The following is a 19670-nucleotide window of genomic DNA, read 5'->3' as shown; positions in this document are numbered from 1 at the left end:
GTAAGGCGTCTCGATTTTATATCGGGACGCTTTTTTACTTTCAGGCTGATTACACTGAGGGATTACACTGATTTTATGTATTCAACTAACATTTTTTTGTGGTTTTTGGCTTTAGTCATTCAGCTTTTCTTTTAAACTTTTCATCTCTAGAGGATCGACTTCGGAGTCCTAACTTCATACTCCCGACTTTTTTCTTTATTTGTTCCTTGTCATTGTTCCTTTATCTTTGATCTTTATTTTTCACTATGTTTAAACTGCGCATCAATAAAATCATAAACCAGCCGGGCGATAATATTACTTTTCAATTTGAAGATGTTGATGGCAATTACCCCACTTATCTGGCCGGTCAATTTATTTCGTTGATTTTTGAGGGTAAAAACCGGGAGGTGCGTAGGTCTTATTCCTTTAATAGTTCGCCTGATGTGGACGAACCTTTAGCCATTACAGTTAAAAGAGTAGAGAACGGAGAGATTTCCAGATTCTTGCATCATAAAACGGCGGTAAATGATGTATTGATAGCGCAAGGACCTCAGGGATTATTCAGTTATCTTCCTAATGAATATCTTGAAAGAGATCTCTTTCTTTTCGCTGCCGGCGTAGGCATTACTCCGCTTTTCTCTATTTTAAAAACAGCACTGGTTCGGGATGAAAACTCGTTAGTTACTTTAATATATAGTAACCGATCAAAAGAAGAGGCTTTGTTTTACAATGAGCTTTTGGAATGGCAGCAGAAATATCCTGAAAGATTAAAAATTGTTTGGGTATTTAGCAATAGTAAAAACCTGTTGACTGCTCGTTTAAATAAATTTTACATAGAGCAATTGCTTAAAGAACATTTGCGTTTCGAAAGAGAAAACGCTTTGTTTTATACTTGTGGCCCGATCATTTATATGGATTTGTGTAGAATCACTTTGCTTGGTATGGGCTTCGATATTCAACAAATTAAAAGGGAAACCTTTGTTTTGCCTGAAGATGAAATAGACGAAGATGACAGTTCAGAAAAAGTGGTAGATAAAAATACCTATTCTGTGATCTTGAATTTCCAGGATACCAGTTACAATCTTGATATTCCATGGCCAAAACGCATTTTAGATGTTGCGCTTGAAAATAAAATTAAACTTCCTTACAGTTGTCGAGGTGGTGTTTGCAGCACTTGCGTGGCCAACTGTATTAAAGGTAATGTAAGGATGGATTACAATGAAGTACTTACGGATGATGAAATTGAGCGTGGAAGAGTGTTGGTTTGTACCGGGCATCCTACAGAAAATGGAACAACGATTGAATGGTAGAAATTTACCTATTATTCTTAGGGAAGTAAAAAAAATCTCCAGCCGCTCCAGTATTGGTCGTAGTAATAGGAGAAATCTTGATATTTAACATTCTTGTTTAACCCTTTCGAAATGAGATAAGCATTAAATGCCGTTTCATTTTCAAAATTTTCAATACGGCTCAATTTTAAGTCGAAAACAAAATAGGCAGTCTTTCCGTCTTCTGGTAATCTATCTAAAGTACCGTAAACAAAATCGTCAGTCACAACAAAGTTGTCTATGTTGTAAGTATTGCCTCTTTTATCTTCAATATATGCACTTGAATCTATTTGATACAACATGTTATGATTAGCTATCGGAATTCTAGAGCTATCTCCAAGCCCATGATTTCCATAGTAGCTAAACATATAAACAAATAATATAAGGCAAATAATAGCCCATGTGGTAAACCATAACACAGTTTTATTTACGTTTGAAAAAAATTGATAAAAGGTGCTGTTCTTGTCAAAAATCCATCTTATTGCAAAATATATCAGTGTTGTGTATATCGCACCTAAGATAGAGATTTTAAAAATCTCGAATATAAAATGAATTAATGTCATATTATTAAGGGTTATTGTGAGCATTTGTAGATTTTGCTAATCTACCAAACCAACCACCATCTTACAACGTTTATTTGCTATGGTTAAAACGTTACTTTCTCTTTTTATCATTTTGTTTAGTATGCAGGTTTTTGCTCAGGATTCCCTTATCATCAAAAGAGAATACGCTAATAAACAATATGTTAATCTGTATAAAGAAAATGCTGATTTTGCCTATACTTCGCCTTATGGCGAATTGGGAGCGCCATCTAAATATGTCATTAACGGTCGTTTAACCACCACTTATATGCTGTTGGGCAGTTACAAATCGCCAATCGCATTTTCCATCATTCCAGATTTCACAGTTAGGGTGAGAGATGAGTTTTCTGCCGGAGTTCGTACGCCAAGCTATCGTTTAGGTTTTGCAGCCTATGCCCGTTTAAATAAAAACCCAGAAAATTACGAATACGCTGAGCTGGCCTTTACACACCATTCTAATGGGCAGGATCAGAATGCACTCAATCAAGATGGTTCGGTAAATACTTTAACAGGGAATTTTAATGCAAATTATCTCACTGCATCATATCGCTTCGGTCATCTTACGCCAACCCGGGTTGATGAAAGCTTTTATTCTTTTAACCATCGTTTGGGTTTGCAATGGTATAAGTTTTTTAGGTATGAGCCTGCTTTGGATTTAGGTTTTGGCTTTACCAAATTGCTTTACAATTTCTCCTTGCGCAAATATGATCAGATAGAAAGAAATGCCAGAAGTATGCCGAAAGTTAAAACTGAAAAAGAAACCTGGCGTTTAAATACAGAGGTTTCCTATGCGGTAAATAAAATTCCTGCGAAGAATTTGGCGAATCTTCAAAAGCGTTTAAATGCCGAAATTAATTTTAACTACAGTTTTCCTTTTATGAATAATGTATTTCTGATGGCTGCGGTTGGTTATTATGGCGAAGATAATTACAACATATATTTTCAAGATCGTTATGGCTATTTACGTTTTGGTTTGTCGTCAGGTTTTCTTAGAAATAGGAGTAAACATTATGACAATTAATCCTTAATACAGATTGGTTTAGACTTTCTTTTTGATAAAATTTTTAGCATTTTTGCGGATTGAAATCTGCTGTTTTTACAAGCCCGATTTCTCCTCAACTTTTTAATAAAATATGAGCAATAAATCTGTCGACCTCGGCGAGCAAAAAGATGTAGAAGTATACGGTGCGAGGGTACATAATTTAAAAAATATCGATGTGAGTTTCCCGCGAAACCAGCTGGTGGTTATAACCGGTTTAAGTGGTAGTGGGAAATCTTCATTGGCTTTTGATACCATTTATGCTGAAGGGCAACGTCGCTATATGGAAACATTTAGTGCTTATAGTCGCCAGTTTATGGGTGGCATGGAGCGTCCGGATGTTGATAAGGTTTCTGGCTTAAGCCCGGTTATTGCCATTGAGCAAAAAACGACAAGTAAAAATCCTCGTTCAACCGTTGGAACCATTACTGAAATTTACGATTTCATGCGTTTGCTTTATGCTCGTGTAGCCGATGCATACTCGTACAATACTGGCGAGAAAATGGAGCGCATGAGCGAAGACCAGATTCTTCAAAATATCTTTAATAAGTTCGATGGACTAGCTGTAAATATCCTGGCGCCAGTGGTGAAAGGTAGAAAAGGGCATTACCGTGAGCTTTTTGAGCAAATCCGTAAACAAGGTTATGTAAAGGTTCGTGTTGATGGAGAGATAAAAGATATTACCGCTAAAATGCAGGTCGATCGTTATAAAATCCATGATATTGAAGTGGTTATCGATCGGTTAATTGTTGATGGGAAAGATAAAAAACGCCTTTTGGATTCTGTTCAAACAGCCATGAAAATGGGTAAGGGTGTAATCAAGATCAGCGATAAGGATAACAATGTTGCGCATTTCAGTAAGTTTTTAATGTGCCCAACTACAGGTATTTCTTATGATGAACCGCAACCCAACAGCTTTTCGTTTAACTCGCCTTATGGTGCTTGCGAACGTTGTGATGGTTTGGGCTATATCTTTGTAGTGGATAAGGAATCGGTTATGCCGAACCCAAAATTGAATATTCTAAATGGTGGATTGGCGCCACTTGGTGAATACCGCGATACCTGGATGTTTCAGGTGTTAAAATCTTTGGCAAAGAAATATGCTTTCTCTTTATCAACTCCGATTGAGAAATTGAGTGATGAAGTGATCAATATTATCTTGAATGGTTCTCCAGATTTAATCAAGGTTGAGGTAGAATACAACAAATGGAATGTTCAGAATTATAACATTACATTCGATGGCATCATTAAAATGCTGGAAGAGCAGAACGAAAAGCGAAGCGAATCTGCATCTGATGATATGGATGCTTTCCGTAAGCTGAAAACCTGTCCGGAGTGCCATGGAGCCCGTTTGAAAAAAGAGAGTTTACACTTTAAAGTTGATGGTAAGAATATTTTTGATCTTGCCTCAATGGATATCAATAATCTTCATGCCTGGTTTGAGCATGTTGATGATCGGCTTTCTGATCGCCAGAACATTATCGCTAAAGAAATTTTAAAAGAGATAAAAGCCAGAATTGGCTTCTTAACCGATGTGGGTTTAACTTATTTAACATTAGATCGTACTGCCCGGACCCTCTCCGGTGGCGAGGCGCAACGTATTCGTTTGGCTACCCAAATTGGATCTCAGTTGATGAATGTAATGTACATTTTAGATGAACCTAGTATTGGTTTGCACCAACGCGATAATGAAAGATTAATCAATGCCTTGAAAAATCTTCGTGATTTAGGAAACACCGTTTTGGTGGTTGAGCACGATAAAGACATGATTTTGGAAGCCGACTGGGTAATCGATGTTGGTCCTGGAGCAGGTATTCACGGAGGTACAGTTGTTGCCGAGGGAACTGCAAAGGAAATTCTGAAGTCGAAAACTTTAACCGCTGCCTATTTAAACGGAGATAAAAAAATCGAAACCCCTAAAGTTCGCAGAAAAGGTAATGGTCATAAATTATCCATTATTAAAGCTTCCGGACATAATTTAAAAGAAGTTTCTGTAGATTTTCCTTTAGGAAAGTTTATTGCGGTAACTGGCGTTTCCGGTTCAGGTAAATCGAGTTTGATTACCGAAACCTTATATCCAATTTTAAATCATCATTTTTTCCGGGCGAAGAAAACACCACTTCCTTACGAGAAAATAACCGGATTGAAAGAAATTGATAAGGTTATTGAAATTGATCAGGCGCCAATTGGTAGAACGCCACGTTCTAATCCATCCACTTACACAGGTGTTTTTTCTGACATCAGAAATCTTTTTGTGCAATTGCCAGAAGCAAAGATTCGGGGTTATAAACCGGGTCGTTTTTCTTTCAATGTTAAAGGTGGAAGATGTGAAACCTGTCAGGGTGCAGGTTTGAAGGTGATCGAAATGAATTTTTTACCCGATGTGCAGGTACCTTGTGAAGAATGCGGCGGCAGAAGATACAACAGAGAAACTTTGGAAGTTCGCTTTCGCGGAAAATCAATCAGCGATGTGCTGGATATGAGTATTGAAGATGCTTGTGTTTTCTTTGAAAATATTCCGATTATTTATAGGAAAATCAAAACACTTAAAGATGTTGGTTTAGGCTACATCACTTTAGGTCAATCCTCGGTTACGTTATCTGGTGGAGAGGCGCAGAGGGTTAAGCTAGCGACTGAACTTTCGAAAAAAGATACTGGTAAAACTTTTTATATTTTAGATGAACCTACCACCGGATTGCATTTTGAAGATATCAATGTGCTTTTAGGTGTGCTGCAAGAACTTGTTGAAAAAGGGAATACCATTTTGGTGATTGAACACAACTTAGATGTTGTTAAAGTGGCTGATTGGGTAATAGATTTGGGCGAAGAGGGTGGAGCTGGAGGTGGAAGAATCCTTTTTGAAGGTACGCCTGAAGGACTGATTCAAAACCCTATAAGTTTAACCGGTAAATTCTTGAAAAAAGAAATGGAATGGGAGTTGGGTAGTCAGCCCATAGTTGATAATCCGAAGTCTGAAGTTAAAAAAGCAAAGGTCACCAAAAAAGTGAAACAGAAAGATTAGACTATCGTCATTGCGAGGCACGAAGCAATCCCTGTGATAAAATAAAGGCCTTTCGCTTTTAGATTGCTTTTTGCCTTGCAATGACGGCCAGTTAAAAATTTTACATCATACATCATCATCAAATGCTTTTTACCGATACCCATACCCATTTATATTACGAGCAAGATGCCGAAAAGCAAGCAGAATTAATGGAGCGTTGTTTTGAAAACAACGTGAATCGATTGTTTTTGCCCAATGTTGATGTAAAATCCATTGCCATGATTGATGCTTTGGTTAGTAAATATCCAGAGAATTGTTTTGCCATGGCTGGACTCCATCCTTGCGATGTAAAAGATGACTATCGATCGCTTTTAGATGAAATTTACAAAAGCATTTCAGTTAGAAAAATATACGCCATCGGTGAAATCGGTATCGATTTATATTGGGATAAAACCACATTGGACATCCAGCAAGATGCTTTTCGTAAGCAAATTGCATGGGCAAAAGATTTAGGTTTACCCATCGTTATCCATTGTCGCGAAGCTTTTGATGAAGTTTTTGAAGTTTTGGAAAGCGAGCGGGATGAAAAACTTAGAGGTATATTTCATTGCTTTACCGGAAATGTAGTGCAAGCCAAGCAAGCCATCGATCTCAATTTTTATTTAGGTATTGGTGGCGTAGTTACCTATAAAAAAGCTGGCTTGGATGTCGTGCTTTCAGAAATTTCTTTAGATCATCTTGTCCTTGAAACCGATTCGCCCTATTTAGCCCCTGTTCCGTTTCGTGGAAAGCCAAATGAAAGCAGCTACTTAATCTATATTGCCCAAAAATTAGCGGATATCTATGGGGTATCAGTTGAGGAAATCGCAAGGGTAACGACAGAGAATTCCAAAAAGGTGTTTGGAATTTAAGGCACCTTAAATCGTCATGCTGTACCCAATTTCAAAATCAGTATCTATAGATAAATAATAATTAATTTATATTCGTTCATATAACAGTTATAATTATAATTTCACTTTTAATAGTTTATTTTGTCAATTTCATAATTTAAGTTGCCATTTATGTTAAATAATTATCAATATTAAAATTATCCCAAATCATTTATATTTTTTTGCTTTCTTTGCGTTGAGCAACCAACCAACCAAATGACCAAGATCCTTATAATATATACCGGTGGCACCATCGGTATGGTTAACGACCCCAGCAATGGAATGTTAATTCCTTTCGACTTCGAGCAGATTAAACAGAATGTTCCGGAATTGAGCCGTTTAGATTATGAGTTGGATGTTCATTCCTTTAACCCGGTTTTAGATTCATCAAACATGGATCCCGAGATATGGAAAACTTTAGCTGAATTGATTCGGGATAATTATGATCAATATGATGGTTTTGTAATTCTTCATGGTTCCGATACTATGGCTTTTACCGCTTCTGCATTGAGTTTCATGCTAGAGAATCTGGGTAAAGCGGTGGTTTTAACGGGTTCACAATTGCCAATTGGCGAAATCAGAACCGACGCAAAAGAGAATTTAATTACCGCACTGGAAATTGCCGCTACCAAGGAAAATGGTAAATCACTGTTCCCGGAAGTTTGTATTTATTTCGATGCCCAATTATTCAGGGGAAATCGGTCTATAAAATATAACAGCGAAAAGTTCGAGGCTTTCCGATCGCCAAATTACCCGGTTTTGGCCGAAGCGGGTGTGCACTTACAGTTTAATACCAACTATGTGATGAAAGCGCCTGAAGGTGAGTTAACGCTTCACACCAACTTCAATCCAAACATTGGGGTCTTAAAATTATATCCAGGAATCACGCCTCAGGCGGTATCTGCAATCACTGATTCAAAAGTCGATGCCATTATTTTGGAAACTTTTGGATCAGGCAACACCACCACTGCGCAATGGTTTTTAGATAGTCTTCGCCAGGCGATATTAAGTGGGAAAATTATTCTTGATATCTCCCAGTGCAAAAAAGGTTCAGTTCAATTGGGTCGTTATGAAACCAGTCGTGAACTATTAAAAATGGGGATTATTAGTGGATACGATGTAACTTTTGAGGCTGCGGTTACTAAGCTGATGTATGTTTTGGGGCTTAACCTGCCGCTAGAGCAAAGTAGGAAATTGATGGACGAATCGCTCAGGGGTGAGTTGACCAAAGATTAATTTTTTTGGAAAGCAATAGCAGTAGCGTTTTTTAATGTTCGTCCTGCTATCCGTTCAATCTTTTTTATGAATGGCAGCATTAACCTGATTGATTTACAACAAAAAAGGATTTCACTGCTATCAGGTTTAATCACACAGAAACTGCCTGCTACGCCTTGCTAAACAACCGTTCGGCAATAAACCCGACAGCAACGTAAATTCTTTTAATCGGTACAACTTCTAAGTATTCGGTCTCAAAGGCCATGAAATAAACTGCCCTAACAACTTGCTGCAGCTATTTATTAAAAGATTGTAGTGAATGGCGGGACTGCTGGAGCCACATTGTTGAAACGATCGTTTTCAAAAATTACAACAATTGTTATCATGTATTAATAAGTAAAACTTCTGCAATTATGACTACAATCATTTCGGTTTTTATTAATTAGCCCTATTTTTGCTAGCAATGAGGATAAGTTAAGTCTCAAATTTGATACTTTTTACTCGATATTTTGAAAATGAAAATAGAACAAATATATACCGGTTGTTTAGCTGAAGCTGCATATTATATAGAAAGTAATGGCGAAGCTGCAATTATAGATCCGCTTAGAGAAGTTGGAACTTATTTAAAGAAAGCTGAAAAAGCTGGGGCAACAATCAAATATATTTTTGAAACACATTTTCATGCTGATTTCGTTTCGGGTCATGTAGATCTGGCTGAAAAGTCTGGCGCTAAAATTATTTACGGTCCAACCGCAAAAACTGAATTTGAATCGCACATTGCCAAAGATAGAGAGCAATTCAAAATAGGCAATCTCACCATCACTGCACTACACACACCTGGACATACCTTAGAATCTACAACCTATTTGCTTACTGATGAAAATGGAAAAGATCATTGCATTTTCAGTGGCGATACCCTTTTTATAGGCGATGTGGGCAGACCGGATTTAGCGCAAAAAGGAAATTTAACCATGGAAGATTTAGCAGGAATGCTTTACGATTCGTTGAATGAAAAAATTAAGCCCTTGGCAGATGATGTAATTGTTTACCCGGCTCATGGTGCAGGGTCTGCTTGCGGAAAGAGCATGAGTAAAGAAACTTTTGATACTTTAGGCCATCAGAAGCAAGTAAATTATGCATTAAAGGCACAAACCAAAGAGCAATTTATAAAAGAGGTTACAGATGGCATAATGCCGCCTCCACAATATTTTGCTAAAAATGCCGCAATGAATAAAGGCGGAGTGGATAGTATTGATGACGTTTATGAAAAGGGGTTAAATGCCTTAACACCTCAGGCTTTTGAAGATACAGCGAACCAAACGGGCGCCATTTTACTGGATACACGTGATCCGCAGGTTTTCGCAAAAGGATTTATACCAAATTCAATCAATATTGGTTTAAATGGCCAGTTTGCACCTTGGGTAGGCGCCCTGATTACAGATTTACAACAACCCATTCTTTTAATAACCGATGAGGGCAAGGAACAGGAAAGTATTACCCGATTAACCAGGGTAGGTTACGATCATACCATTGGATATTTAGATGGAGGCTTTGAGCGCTGGACGGACGCTGGAAAGGAAATTGATACGATTGAAACCATTTCTGCGGAAACCTTTGAATTGGCTGTTCAGGACAATGAAATCATAGCCTTAGATGTTCGTAAACCGGGCGAATATGAATCAGAGCATTTGGAATTTACTTTAAGCAGACCATTAGATTTCATTGATGACTGGATGGGAGAAATCGATCCTGAAGCAACTTATTACATTCACTGTGCAGGTGGTTACAGATCTATGATTGCGGCCTCTATTTTAAAATCGCGTGGGGTAGAAAATGTGATAGATGTTGCCGGAGGTTACGGAGCCATTAAAAATACAGGCTTAAAAAGAACCGATTTTGCTTGTCCAAGTAAAGCAATGAAAGTTTAACGCTATCGTGATTGCGAGGCACGAAGCAATCTCAATCGATAGATAAAACTGAAATGAAAGATCAAAATCATTACGATGTATTAATCATTGGCGCTGGTCCGATCGGGATGTCTTGTGCAATCGAAGCAAAAAAAGCCAATCTAAGCTATCTCATTATAGAAAAGGGCGCTTTGGTAAACAGCTTATTCAATTATCCTGTTTTCATGACTTTCTTTTCCACCTCCCAAAAACTGGAAATTGGTGGTGTGCCTTTTGTTACAATTAGTCCGAAGCCAAATCGAAATGAAGCCGTGGAATATTACCGCAGGGTGGCTGAAAAATTTGATTTGAATATCAATCTTTTTGAGCGGGTAATCGAAGTTGAAAAGAATGAGTCTGCTATTTTCAAAATAAAAACTGCTAAGGAGAATTACACTAGTGGAAATGTAATCGTGGCAACTGGTTTTTATGATGTTCCCTTGTTAATGAATGTTCCGGGAGAAGATTTGCCAAAAGTTACACATTATTATAAAGATCCACATTTATATGCCTTTCAAAATGTTTTGGTGGTGGGCGCAAACAACTCAGGCGTTGATGCAGCTTTGGAAACATACCGTAAAGGAGCCAATGTTACAATGCTTATACGTAGTGAAGAATTGGGCCCGCATGTAAAATATTGGGTGCGACCTGATATAGAAAATAGAATTAAGGAAGGTGCTATCACCGCTCATTTCCATTCTCAATTACTCGAAATCCGAGAAGGTGAGGTTGATATTCAAACGCCAGAGGGAATTAAAACTATTCCTAATGATTTCGTAATTGCCATGACAGGTTACCAGCCAGATTTTTCAATGCTAAGAAAGTTTGGAATAGATTTGCCAGAAAGTTTATGTCCGGTTTATAACGAAGAAACCATGGAAACAAATGTAAAAGGATTGTATTTGGCGGGTGTAGTATGCGGTGGATTAGATACGCACAAACTTTTTATTGAAAATTCCAGAGTACATGCAGAAATGATCGTGAAAAATATTGTCGGATAATAGCATAATCAGACTGGCAAATAGTAAAGGTTTTTAAACACGCTCTAAAATTACAGACTTATCTCTTTGCGACTTACCCCAGTTGTAACCCAGTTTTAATAACAATGATGCTATGATCACTTGCACAAGTATCATCAAATATTCCAGGATTGTATACAGTGACACAGTGCTTTGAGGCGCAGGTATTTTTAAATTTGGCAATGACGGATACACCTTCCAGCCCTTGGCAGTTGACTCATTTTGGCTTTGACTCTTATAAGCGGCTTCCATTCCTTTGAAGGATGAAACAACCTGGCTAATGCGGGTAAGTGAAACAAGAAATAGCAGCCCCAAAATGATGGTTATTAAATTTTGTGTTTTTCTGCTAAATTTTTTTCGAAACTCTTTAATGTAATAAATGATAAAACCTACAATGATGAATAATGTTACATATACGGGTATTGATGGGGTAACAAAATAAGTATCATGAAGGTCGATACCAAGATTTTTCTGAAAGGCATCTTTTCCAAACATTAATGTAAGTACTAATATGGTAATCAAAGCAGACAGGAGTAGCCAGCTAAATTCAGTCAAAAAGGATTTCGATTTATTCATCATTTATAGGACGGGTACTTTTAAAACATTATCAACAAAATTATCAATTGCGGTTGCTACACTGGGTAAATCTTTTGAAGTAATGTAAGAACCCAAAACGTGGTTTCCTGCGTTTGGAATAGCTATTTTTCTTTTTAAATCTTCCGGAGTGCCTAATTCACCGAACATTTTGAGCATAGCATCAACACGAACAACCGGATCTTGCTCCAATTCGTTTTTATAATAGTAAAGCATTAAAACGGGTTGTTTCACTTTTTCGAAAACAGATTTTTGCATGGTGCTTTCTACAAATTCCTGTAATTCAACCAGTGATTCAATTCGGTAATTGGTATACCAGTATTTCTTATATTCTGCTGTTCTGCCATCAACTTTACGTTCGTCGCTGCCCAAAACGGAACGGGCAATTTGCAAGCCCCAAGGATCGTTTAACAGCCAGGCATTTTTATCATTGATGGCTACATTTGGAGAAAGCAGGATTAAGCTATTGATTTCAGGATAAGTGGCGGCTAATTTCAAAGCGGCAGTTCCACCGGTTGATGTACCGACCAGGATTACCTTTTTGCCCAATTTTTGACCAATGGCATAAGCCAGTTTACTGCTTTCCCATAACCGATCGGCAGTAAAAAACTGCATCGGTGCAATGGTATCTACACCATGATCAGCCAACCGGGCTAGATATAAATTGGCATGAAGTGCCTTCGCCAAATTCAGGTGGACTGGATTTCCTTCGGTTTTTGATGCGGAGAAACCATGCAAGTAAACTACTGCATATTCAGTTTGTTGCTTAAGTATTGGGTCGGCCCAAATAATTTCTGCTTCGTTTTCGGGCTTAATTTTATTTAAACTTTCAATGTTTTGTACATAGCCATCCAAATCTTGTAAATCAGGAACTTTTACTAACTCTGCATTGTACAATGGTTTTTTTGGTTTTGGACCAAGCAAATAACTCACAACCAGCAGTGCTGAAATTCCAATTAAGACTTTGTAACGCTTTTTCATTTAAAAACAAACCTGCAATAAATTTAAACTTTTGCATGATATAAAAAAGAATATTTCTGCATTACGGTTTTGAATTTGAGGGGTTTTTACTTGCAACAAACATTGTTAATAAACCTGATCGAAGCGAACATAGCCGTTCTTTGCCGAACAATCGGCACTGACTTACACGGGTATATAGCGTAGAGCAGGACTGAAGAAATTAGGATTGTTTCCTTTCATTTCCAAAACCCTAATAATGACATTAAGCATTACCTTTTTATGGGAAATTAAGTTAAGTTTGCAGTCAAAATTTTTCGACTTAATGCCGGGAATCGATCAGATAAAAAAACCTATAGCAGCCGATATTAAAGCGTTTGAAAAAACCTTTAAAGAATCTATGCACAGCGATGCGCCATTGCTGGATAGGATTACCCATTATATTGTAAAGCAAAAAGGCAAGCAAATGCGGCCAATGTTCGTGTTTTTTGCCGCGAAGTTATGCGGTGGAATTACCGAATCTACCCATCGCGGGGCTGCATTGGTAGAGCTTTTGCACACTGCAACCTTAGTGCATGATGATGTGGTAGATAATGCTTACGAACGACGTGGGTTTTTCTCCATTAATGCGTTATGGAAAAATAAAATCGCTGTTTTAGTAGGCGATTATTTATTGGCTAAAGGTTTATTGCTTTCGGTAAACAATAACGAACACCGATTGTTACAAATAGTATCTGAGGCCGTGAAACAGATGAGTGAGGGCGAGTTACTGCAAGTAGAAAAAGTGCGCAAGATGGATATTTCTGAGGATTTATATTTTGATGTGATCCGTCAGAAAACAGCTTCGTTAATTGCCTCTTGTTGTGCTGCAGGTGCGGCATCGGCCGGGGCTAATGATGAAACGATTGAGCAGATGCGCTTGTTTGGTGAGAAAGTGGGTATCGCCTTTCAAATTAAGGATGATACTTTTGATTTCGGAACAGACGATGTGGGTAAGCCTATAGGTATCGATATTAAAGAAAAGAAAGTAACCTTGCCTTTAATTTATGCGCTAAATAAAGCAGAAAAATCTGAACGGAAAAAGATCATCAATCTGGTTAAAAATCATCAGGATGATCCGGTTAAGATTCAGCAAATTATTGACTTTGTAAATGCACAACAGGGTGTTTATTATGCCAACCAAAAAATGCTGGAATACCAGAATGCCGCGTTCGAAATTTTGCATCAATTTGATGCCGGAGAGGCGAGAACCGGTCTTGAACAATTAGTACTTTATACTACCGAACGTAAAAAATAATGAGCAGCGAATTACTCTTCAGTTTAGGTTTCCTTTTATTTATTGTACTTATTTTGGCCTTAGATTTAGGCCTTTTTAGTAAAAAAGAACATGTAATTAGCTTAAAGCAAGCTGGCATCATGAGTGTAATTATGATCGGACTTGCGCTCGGTTTTTACTTCCTGTTACTTACCGAAGGGCACCAGCTGCATGGCATAAGAGATTTTGCACATTTGCAAGAAATTGTAACCAATCATCAGCATCACATTAAACTTATTCCTGATGATTTCGAAGCAAGTTTAGCAGTGTACCGACAGAATTTAGGCTTAGAATTTTTAACCGGTTATGTTATTGAATATGCACTTTCAGTAGATAATATCTTTGTTATTGTACTCATTTTCTCTGCCTTTGCCGTTGAGGAGAAATACTACCATCGTGTACTGTTCTGGGGTATTTTGGGTGCCATTATCATGCGTTTCATTTTTATTTTTGTGGGTGCGGCTTTAATTGCAAAATTTGCATGGATCCTTTACATCTTCGGTGCTTTCCTGGTTTTTACAGGAATAAAAATGTTTTTTAGTAAAGATGAAGAAAAAATCGATCCTGAAAATCATCCGGTAGTGAAGTGGGCGTCGAAAATATTTTCGATTCACCCAAAGTATGAAGGCAAAAATTTCTTCGTAACCATTAACCATAAAAGGTATGTTACACCGTTATTCCTGGTTTTATTGATTGTAGAATTCACCGATTTGCTTTTCGCAGTCGATTCCATTCCTGCCATTTTCGCGGTCACGAAAGATCCGTACATTGTGTTTTTCTCCAATATTTTTGCCATCATGGGTTTACGTTCCATGTTCTTTTTGCTGGTAAATATTATTCATAAATTCCATTATTTGAAAACAGGCCTGGCTATTTTGTTGGCGTTTATCGGCGTGAAAATGTTAGGACATACTTACCTCGAAAAAATTGGTTTTACCACTGAACATTCGCTAATTGTGATCTTAAGTATTTTGGTAATTAGTATTGTCGCATCGCTTGTTTTCCCGAAAAAAGTGGCGCATCAATAAAGGATTTTAACCACTTAAGACATATAAGAACATCTTAGCTTGTGTTTTTTTTGTTAATTCTTTTTATGACTTAGAAAGCAAAAACAGTAATTTATTTTAATGTTCGTCCTGCTTTTCGTTTCAATCTTTTTGCTCAATGGCTGTCATGCTGAAGCATGAAGCATCTGTTTCATCGGCTGCAGATGCTTCGTACCTCAGCATGACGGGTAATTAAAGTTTCTGCAAACAAAAAGTATTTCCACTACAATCACGTTTATAAACTTCGGTTGGTTATACTTCAGTTGCTTTGAATTTCTCTCGCAAATTTTCGCAGATTTTTGAATTATTAAATCTGCGGAGATCACCTTAAATCTGCGTGAATATATATATGTCGTAAAGCAAAATAAACGTTACAGCTTAACTGCTCAATGTAATTTTTGTATTTTCAGCAATTAATTCAGTAACCTAAACCCATGAAATACTTCTTTTCCACCGCACTGATTTGCAGTGTGCTTTTCGCTAATGCGCAAGATCAATTCGGCAATGTTTTCTCGAAAATTAATGCTGATGTTCAGCAGAACTCCAAAGCCTATCAAACCCTTAAACACGAAACGGAAACGATCGGTCATCGGTTAACAGGATCAGCAAATGGAGCAAAGGCAGAACAGTATGCTTATGATTTGCTAAAATCTTATGGCTGCGACGTAAAGTTCCAACCTTTTGAAGTGGAGAGCTGGGCAAGAAAAACAGTTGATGTATCGATTGGTACCGATAAAAACAGTTTGACTAAAGTTAAAGCAGTGACACTTGCGCATTCTCCGGTTAGTGCAAACATCACCGGCGATATTGTTGATGCCGGCAACGGGATGGAAGTTGATTATCAAACCAATCCGGCAAAGTTTAAAGGAAAAATTGCGTTGATTTATTTAGGTGTTTTGCCGGGTTCTCCAGCTGGAACAAAATCACTTCACCGTTCGGAAAAGACAGCTATTGCAACCAAATATGGTGCGACTGGTGTAATCATCATCAATACGGTAAAAAATGGTGTGTTGTTAACCGGAACAGCATCGGTTACAGGTAAGCTGATTCCAATTCCTGCAGTTTGTATCGGTTTAGAAGATGGAATGGCGCTTAAAGAAAAATTAAAGAGTCAAGCACAAATGGCGCATATCGGCATGACTAACTTTTCGGGTTTAATTAAAGCGAGAAATGTAGTAGCTACTTTTAAAGGGACTGAATTGCCTAAAGATAAAATCGTTGTAGGAGGTCATTTAGATAGCTGGGATTTATCAACAGGTGCAATTGATAATGGAATCGGTTCCTTTGCGGTGATGGATATGGCCCGGACTTTCAAAAAACTCAATTTGAAAACCAAACGCACTGTTGAGTTTGTATTATTCATGGGCGAAGAGCAGGGTTTATTAGGCTCTAAAGCTTATATCAATCAGTCTAAGAAAGATAAAAACCTCGATCAGGTAAAGTTTATGTTGAATTACGATATGACGAATGATCCGAAAGGATTCTCAACCTCGCGAGCTGAAATGAAAGAATTATTTACAGCCTGGGGTGCAGATATTGTAAAAATAGATACCGGATTTAAAAACCTGTTTAACGCTGGCGCAGGTTTGCATAGCGATCATCAGCCATTTATGTTAGAAGGTATCCCTACAGGTGGCGGAGCAGGCGGTAAGTTGCCAAATAACTCAGGCCCATTTTATCACTCAGATGGCGACAGTTTCAAGCTGGTTGATGAGCAAGGCCTAAAGAACACAGTCCGTTATAGTGCCATGCTTACCTACGCGTTGGCAAATACACCGAAAATTCCGGTAGGTGTGCAAAGCGAAGAAGAATTGAAGACATTTTTAGAATCGCAAAACTTGAAAGAACCATTAACCATTGCTGGCGAATGGAGATGGAAATAGTTTTACATTAAAATACCTTACATCATTTAACACGTCATTTCGATTGAAGCAGTGAAGCTTTTTACGCTTTGTTTATTGAAATGACGGGTTTAACTTTTTTACTTTCTACTTTAAACTCTTACCCACTTATATAGCTTTCCAGCTGGGTAATTGTTTGTTTCTGATCGGCAATTATAAACTTCACCATATCTCCGATCGATAGCATACCTATCACTTCCTCATTCGCTACGATAGGTAGATGACGAATGTGTTTTTCGGTCATCAACTCCATACAATAATCAATCGAATTGCTTAGGGTGATGGTGATCGGGTTTGGCGTCATCACTTCGTTTATTAAGGTATCTTTTGAAGACTTACCCTGAAGAATGATTTTCCTGGCATAATCACGTTCAGTAAAAATACCCGAAAGCTTTTCATTCTTCATTACCAGTACAGCGCTGATGTTTTTATCAGTCATTACTTTCAAGGCATCCAGCACAGAAATGGTTTCAGGCACTGCGATAATTCTTGGCTGTTTGGTGTCCAATAAATGTTTAACGGTTTTCATAATGGTTTATTTGGTTAAATCAATTTAAGAAATTATTAGCTGCAAATCAAATTTGTTTTGAAAGGGTTTACCAAGCAGTTTTGAAATAAACCTGATGGTACGAAAAGCCTCCAATTTTTTCAATTGGAGCTTGTAGGGACAGCAGGACTGAACTAACCGAAGAAATGCAGGATATGCTTTGCAAAATCTTAATATCAATATACACTATTTTACATTCCGTAAACCTGTGTGCGCTTTTAAATATTTGGCTTTCACAAAGCTATGCCGTAACTTTGCAGCACATTTAAAACAAATAAAATATGTCATCAGTAGAGACAACTTATATCCCTTACAAAGTTAAGGACATTTCACTGGCAGATTGGGGCCGTAAAGAAATCGAATTAGCCGAAGCAGAAATGCCAGGTTTAATGAGTTTACGTAAAGAATTCGGTCCAACTCAACCGTTAAAAGGTGCTCGTATTGCAGGTTGTCTGCACATGACTATCCAAACGGCTGTTTTAATCGAAACATTAGTGGCTCTAGGTGCTGAAGTTACCTGGTCATCTTGCAATATTTTTTCTACACAAGATCATGCTGCTGCTGCTATTGCTGCTGCTGGTATTCAGGTTTACGCTTGGAAAGGCTTAAATGAAGAAGAGTTTGACTGGTGTATCGAACAAACTTTACATTTCGGTCCGGAGCAACAACCATTAAACATGATTTTGGATGATGGTGGTGACTTAACCAACATGGTTTTTGATAAATATCCTGAGCTAATTGCAGCAATTAAAGGTTTATCAGAAGAGACGACTACTGGTGTGCACCGTTTATACGAAAGAATGAAAAACGGAACATTGCACTTACCTGCAATTAACGTTAACGATTCTGTAACTAAATCTAAATTCGATAACAAATACGGATGCCGTGAATCATTGGTTGACGCCATTCGTCGTGCAACCGACGTAATGATGGCTGGTAAAGTAGCCGTTGTTTGTGGATATGGCGATGTAGGTAAAGGTTCAGCAGAATCTTTAAGTTCACAAGGTGTACGTGTAATCGTAACTGAAATTGATCCAATTTGTGCTTTACAAGCAGCAATGGAAGGTTACGAAGTTAAAAAATTCGCTACGGCCGTTAAAGAAGCAGATATTATTGTAACTACAACTGGTAACCGTGATATCGTTCGTGGCGAGCATTTCTTAACTATGAAAGATAAAGCCATCGTTTGTAACATTGGTCACTTCGATAACGAAATCGACGTTGCCTGGTTAAACGCTAACTATGGTTCAACTAAAGTTGAGATTAAACCACAGGTAGATAAATATACTATCGAAGGTAAAGACATCATTTTATTGGCTGAAGGTCGTTTGGTAAACTTAGGCTGTGCAACGGGTCACCCAAGTTTTGTAATGAGTAATTCATTCACCAACCAAACTTTAGCACAGTTAGAACTTTGGACGAACACAGATAAATACGAAAACAAAGTTTACGTTTTACCTAAGTATTTAGACGAGAAAGTTGCTCGTTTACACTTGGAAAAAATTGGTGTAGAGTTAGATGTTTTAGATCAACACCAGGCTGATTACATTGGCGTACCGGTAGAAGGTCCGTTCAAATCAGACGAATACCGTTACTAATCGCTTCTCGTCATTGCGAGGAACGAAGCAATCTCATTCTTGAGTTGCTTAAAGGGACGTGCAATTTGCATGTCCCTTTTTTATTTTGCTTGTCATCTTGAGCGGGTTGAAAAGTTTAAACTTCCGTGTTTCCGTGGCAAAAAAAGGAATATTTTGAAAACGCTGGCTTAGTAATTCTCCGGCAATTTCAGCCCTGCTGTACACTTTACTCCTCCCGATGAAATATCGGGATCCGTGTTCGTTTCCATCAGGTTTATTTTACAAAGGATTGAAGTTCTTTTGCTTCTCAAAACCTACATTTGAAAAAAATAATACAATGAAAACCCTCGCCATTATCTTACTTTTTTCAGCTTTTGCATTCACGGGCAAAGCACAAACTGCATCTAAAAAATCAACTGCGGATCAGGAAATTACTAAACAGATTGTTGATATTGCCTGCGGCGAATGTCAGTTTAAAATGAAAGGCAAAAGTTGTGATCTGGCTATCAGAATAGATGGTAAATCTTATTTCGTTGACGGAAAGAATATTGATGATTTCGGCGATGCACATGGAAAACATGGCTTCTGCAATGCAGTAAGTAAAGCAGAGGTTTCAGGTAAAATTGTCAACAACCGATTTAAAGCCAGCAATATCAGGTTGCTAAGTAAATAAATAAAAATATTATAGCAAATTGA

The 19670-nt window shown here is 37.8% G+C and carries 16 protein-coding genes; 12 read left to right on the top strand and 4 right to left on the bottom strand.

Annotated elements, in window-relative coordinates; all coding sequences use genetic code 11:
• The first annotated feature begins 245 nt into the window (after positions 1 to 245).
• The gene (locus EA772_RS02540) at positions 246 to 1289 is read left to right on the top strand and encodes a 2Fe-2S iron-sulfur cluster-binding protein (protein WP_124911066.1); all 1044 of its coding nucleotides are present in this window, start codon (positions 246 to 248) and stop codon (positions 1287 to 1289) included.
• A gap of 17 nt (positions 1290 to 1306) precedes the next feature.
• On the opposite strand, the gene EA772_RS02535 is transcribed toward EA772_RS02540, so the two are convergent.
• Positions 1307 to 1609 carry a hypothetical protein gene (locus tag EA772_RS02535; protein WP_124911065.1) on the bottom strand — a complete coding sequence of 101 codons (303 nt, stop codon included), beginning with the start codon at positions 1607 to 1609 and terminating at the stop codon, positions 1307 to 1309.
• 340 nt (positions 1610 to 1949) lie between these two features.
• On the opposite strand from EA772_RS02535, the gene EA772_RS02530 reads away from it, so the two are divergent.
• The 6 genes from EA772_RS02530 (at position 1950) to EA772_RS02505 (ending at position 11019) form a co-directional block, all read left to right on the top strand.
• The gene (locus EA772_RS02530; RefSeq protein WP_124911064.1) at positions 1950 to 2909 is read left to right on the top strand and encodes a hypothetical protein; all 960 of its coding nucleotides are present in this window, start codon (positions 1950 to 1952) and stop codon (positions 2907 to 2909) included.
• A gap of 112 nt (positions 2910 to 3021) precedes the next feature.
• Positions 3022 to 5949 carry an excinuclease ABC subunit UvrA gene (uvrA, locus tag EA772_RS02525; protein ID WP_124911063.1) on the top strand — a complete coding sequence of 976 codons (2928 nt, stop codon included), beginning with the start codon at positions 3022 to 3024 and terminating at the stop codon, positions 5947 to 5949.
• 122 nt (positions 5950 to 6071) lie between these two features.
• A complete protein-coding gene (locus EA772_RS02520; RefSeq protein ID WP_124911062.1) occupies positions 6072 to 6839 on the top strand; it encodes a TatD family hydrolase in 768 nt (255 codons plus the stop codon).
• A gap of 234 nt (positions 6840 to 7073) precedes the next feature.
• Entirely contained in the window at positions 7074 to 8093 is a 1020-nt protein-coding gene (locus EA772_RS02515; RefSeq protein WP_116169268.1) for an asparaginase, read from the top strand.
• Positions 8094 to 8587: 494 nt separating this feature from the next.
• The gene (locus tag EA772_RS02510; RefSeq protein ID WP_124911061.1) at positions 8588 to 10000 is read left to right on the top strand and encodes a rhodanese-like domain-containing protein; all 1413 of its coding nucleotides are present in this window, start codon (positions 8588 to 8590) and stop codon (positions 9998 to 10000) included.
• A gap of 53 nt (positions 10001 to 10053) precedes the next feature.
• A complete protein-coding gene (locus tag EA772_RS02505; protein WP_124911060.1) occupies positions 10054 to 11019 on the top strand; it encodes a YpdA family putative bacillithiol disulfide reductase in 966 nt (321 codons plus the stop codon).
• Positions 11020 to 11052: 33 nt separating this feature from the next.
• Here the strand turns inward: EA772_RS02505 and EA772_RS02500 are convergent, their stop codons facing one another.
• Positions 11053 to 11616, bottom strand: a complete 564-nt coding sequence (locus tag EA772_RS02500) for a hypothetical protein (protein ID WP_124911059.1) — start codon at positions 11614 to 11616, stop codon at positions 11053 to 11055.
• Entirely contained in the window at positions 11617 to 12612 is a 996-nt protein-coding gene (locus EA772_RS02495; RefSeq protein WP_124911058.1) for a carboxylesterase, read from the bottom strand. It lies immediately after the preceding gene.
• A gap of 301 nt (positions 12613 to 12913) precedes the next feature.
• Here EA772_RS02495 and EA772_RS02490 point away from each other — a divergent pair, with 301 nt between their 5' ends.
• From EA772_RS02490 to EA772_RS02480, 3 genes are all read left to right on the top strand, one after another.
• Positions 12914 to 13885, top strand: a complete 972-nt coding sequence (locus EA772_RS02490; protein WP_124914960.1) for a polyprenyl synthetase family protein — start codon at positions 12914 to 12916, stop codon at positions 13883 to 13885.
• The gene (locus EA772_RS02485) at positions 13885 to 14931 is read left to right on the top strand and encodes a TerC family protein (protein WP_010599932.1); all 1047 of its coding nucleotides are present in this window, start codon (positions 13885 to 13887) and stop codon (positions 14929 to 14931) included. Before EA772_RS02490 ends, EA772_RS02485 begins: the two co-directional genes overlap by 1 nt.
• Positions 14932 to 15383: 452 nt before the next feature.
• Entirely contained in the window at positions 15384 to 16832 is a 1449-nt protein-coding gene (locus EA772_RS02480) for a M28 family peptidase (RefSeq protein ID WP_124911057.1), read from the top strand.
• A 118-nt stretch (positions 16833 to 16950) separates the two neighbouring features.
• Here EA772_RS02480 and EA772_RS02475 read toward each other — a convergent pair whose 3' ends face one another.
• Positions 16951 to 17379, bottom strand: coding sequence for a CBS domain-containing protein (locus tag EA772_RS02475; protein ID WP_124911056.1), 429 nt, complete (start codon positions 17377 to 17379; stop codon positions 16951 to 16953).
• Between the two features lie 299 nt (positions 17380 to 17678).
• Between EA772_RS02475 and ahcY the strand changes: the two genes are divergently transcribed.
• Positions 17679 to 18995, top strand: a complete 1317-nt coding sequence (gene ahcY / locus EA772_RS02470; RefSeq protein ID WP_010599929.1) for an adenosylhomocysteinase — start codon at positions 17679 to 17681, stop codon at positions 18993 to 18995.
• Between the two features lie 316 nt (positions 18996 to 19311).
• Positions 19312 to 19647 (top strand): DUF6370 family protein, encoded by a 336-nt coding sequence (locus tag EA772_RS02465; protein ID WP_124911055.1) that lies wholly within the window; start codon positions 19312 to 19314, stop codon positions 19645 to 19647.
• The last annotated feature ends 23 nt before the right edge of the window (positions 19648 to 19670 follow it).

The sequence above is a fragment of the Pedobacter sp. G11 genome, assembly GCF_003860265.1.
Classification (GTDB): domain Bacteria; phylum Bacteroidota; class Bacteroidia; order Sphingobacteriales; family Sphingobacteriaceae; genus Pedobacter; species Pedobacter agri.
The sequence above is the reverse complement of the archived record's forward strand: the minus strand, read 5'-3'. Positions and strand labels throughout refer to the sequence as shown.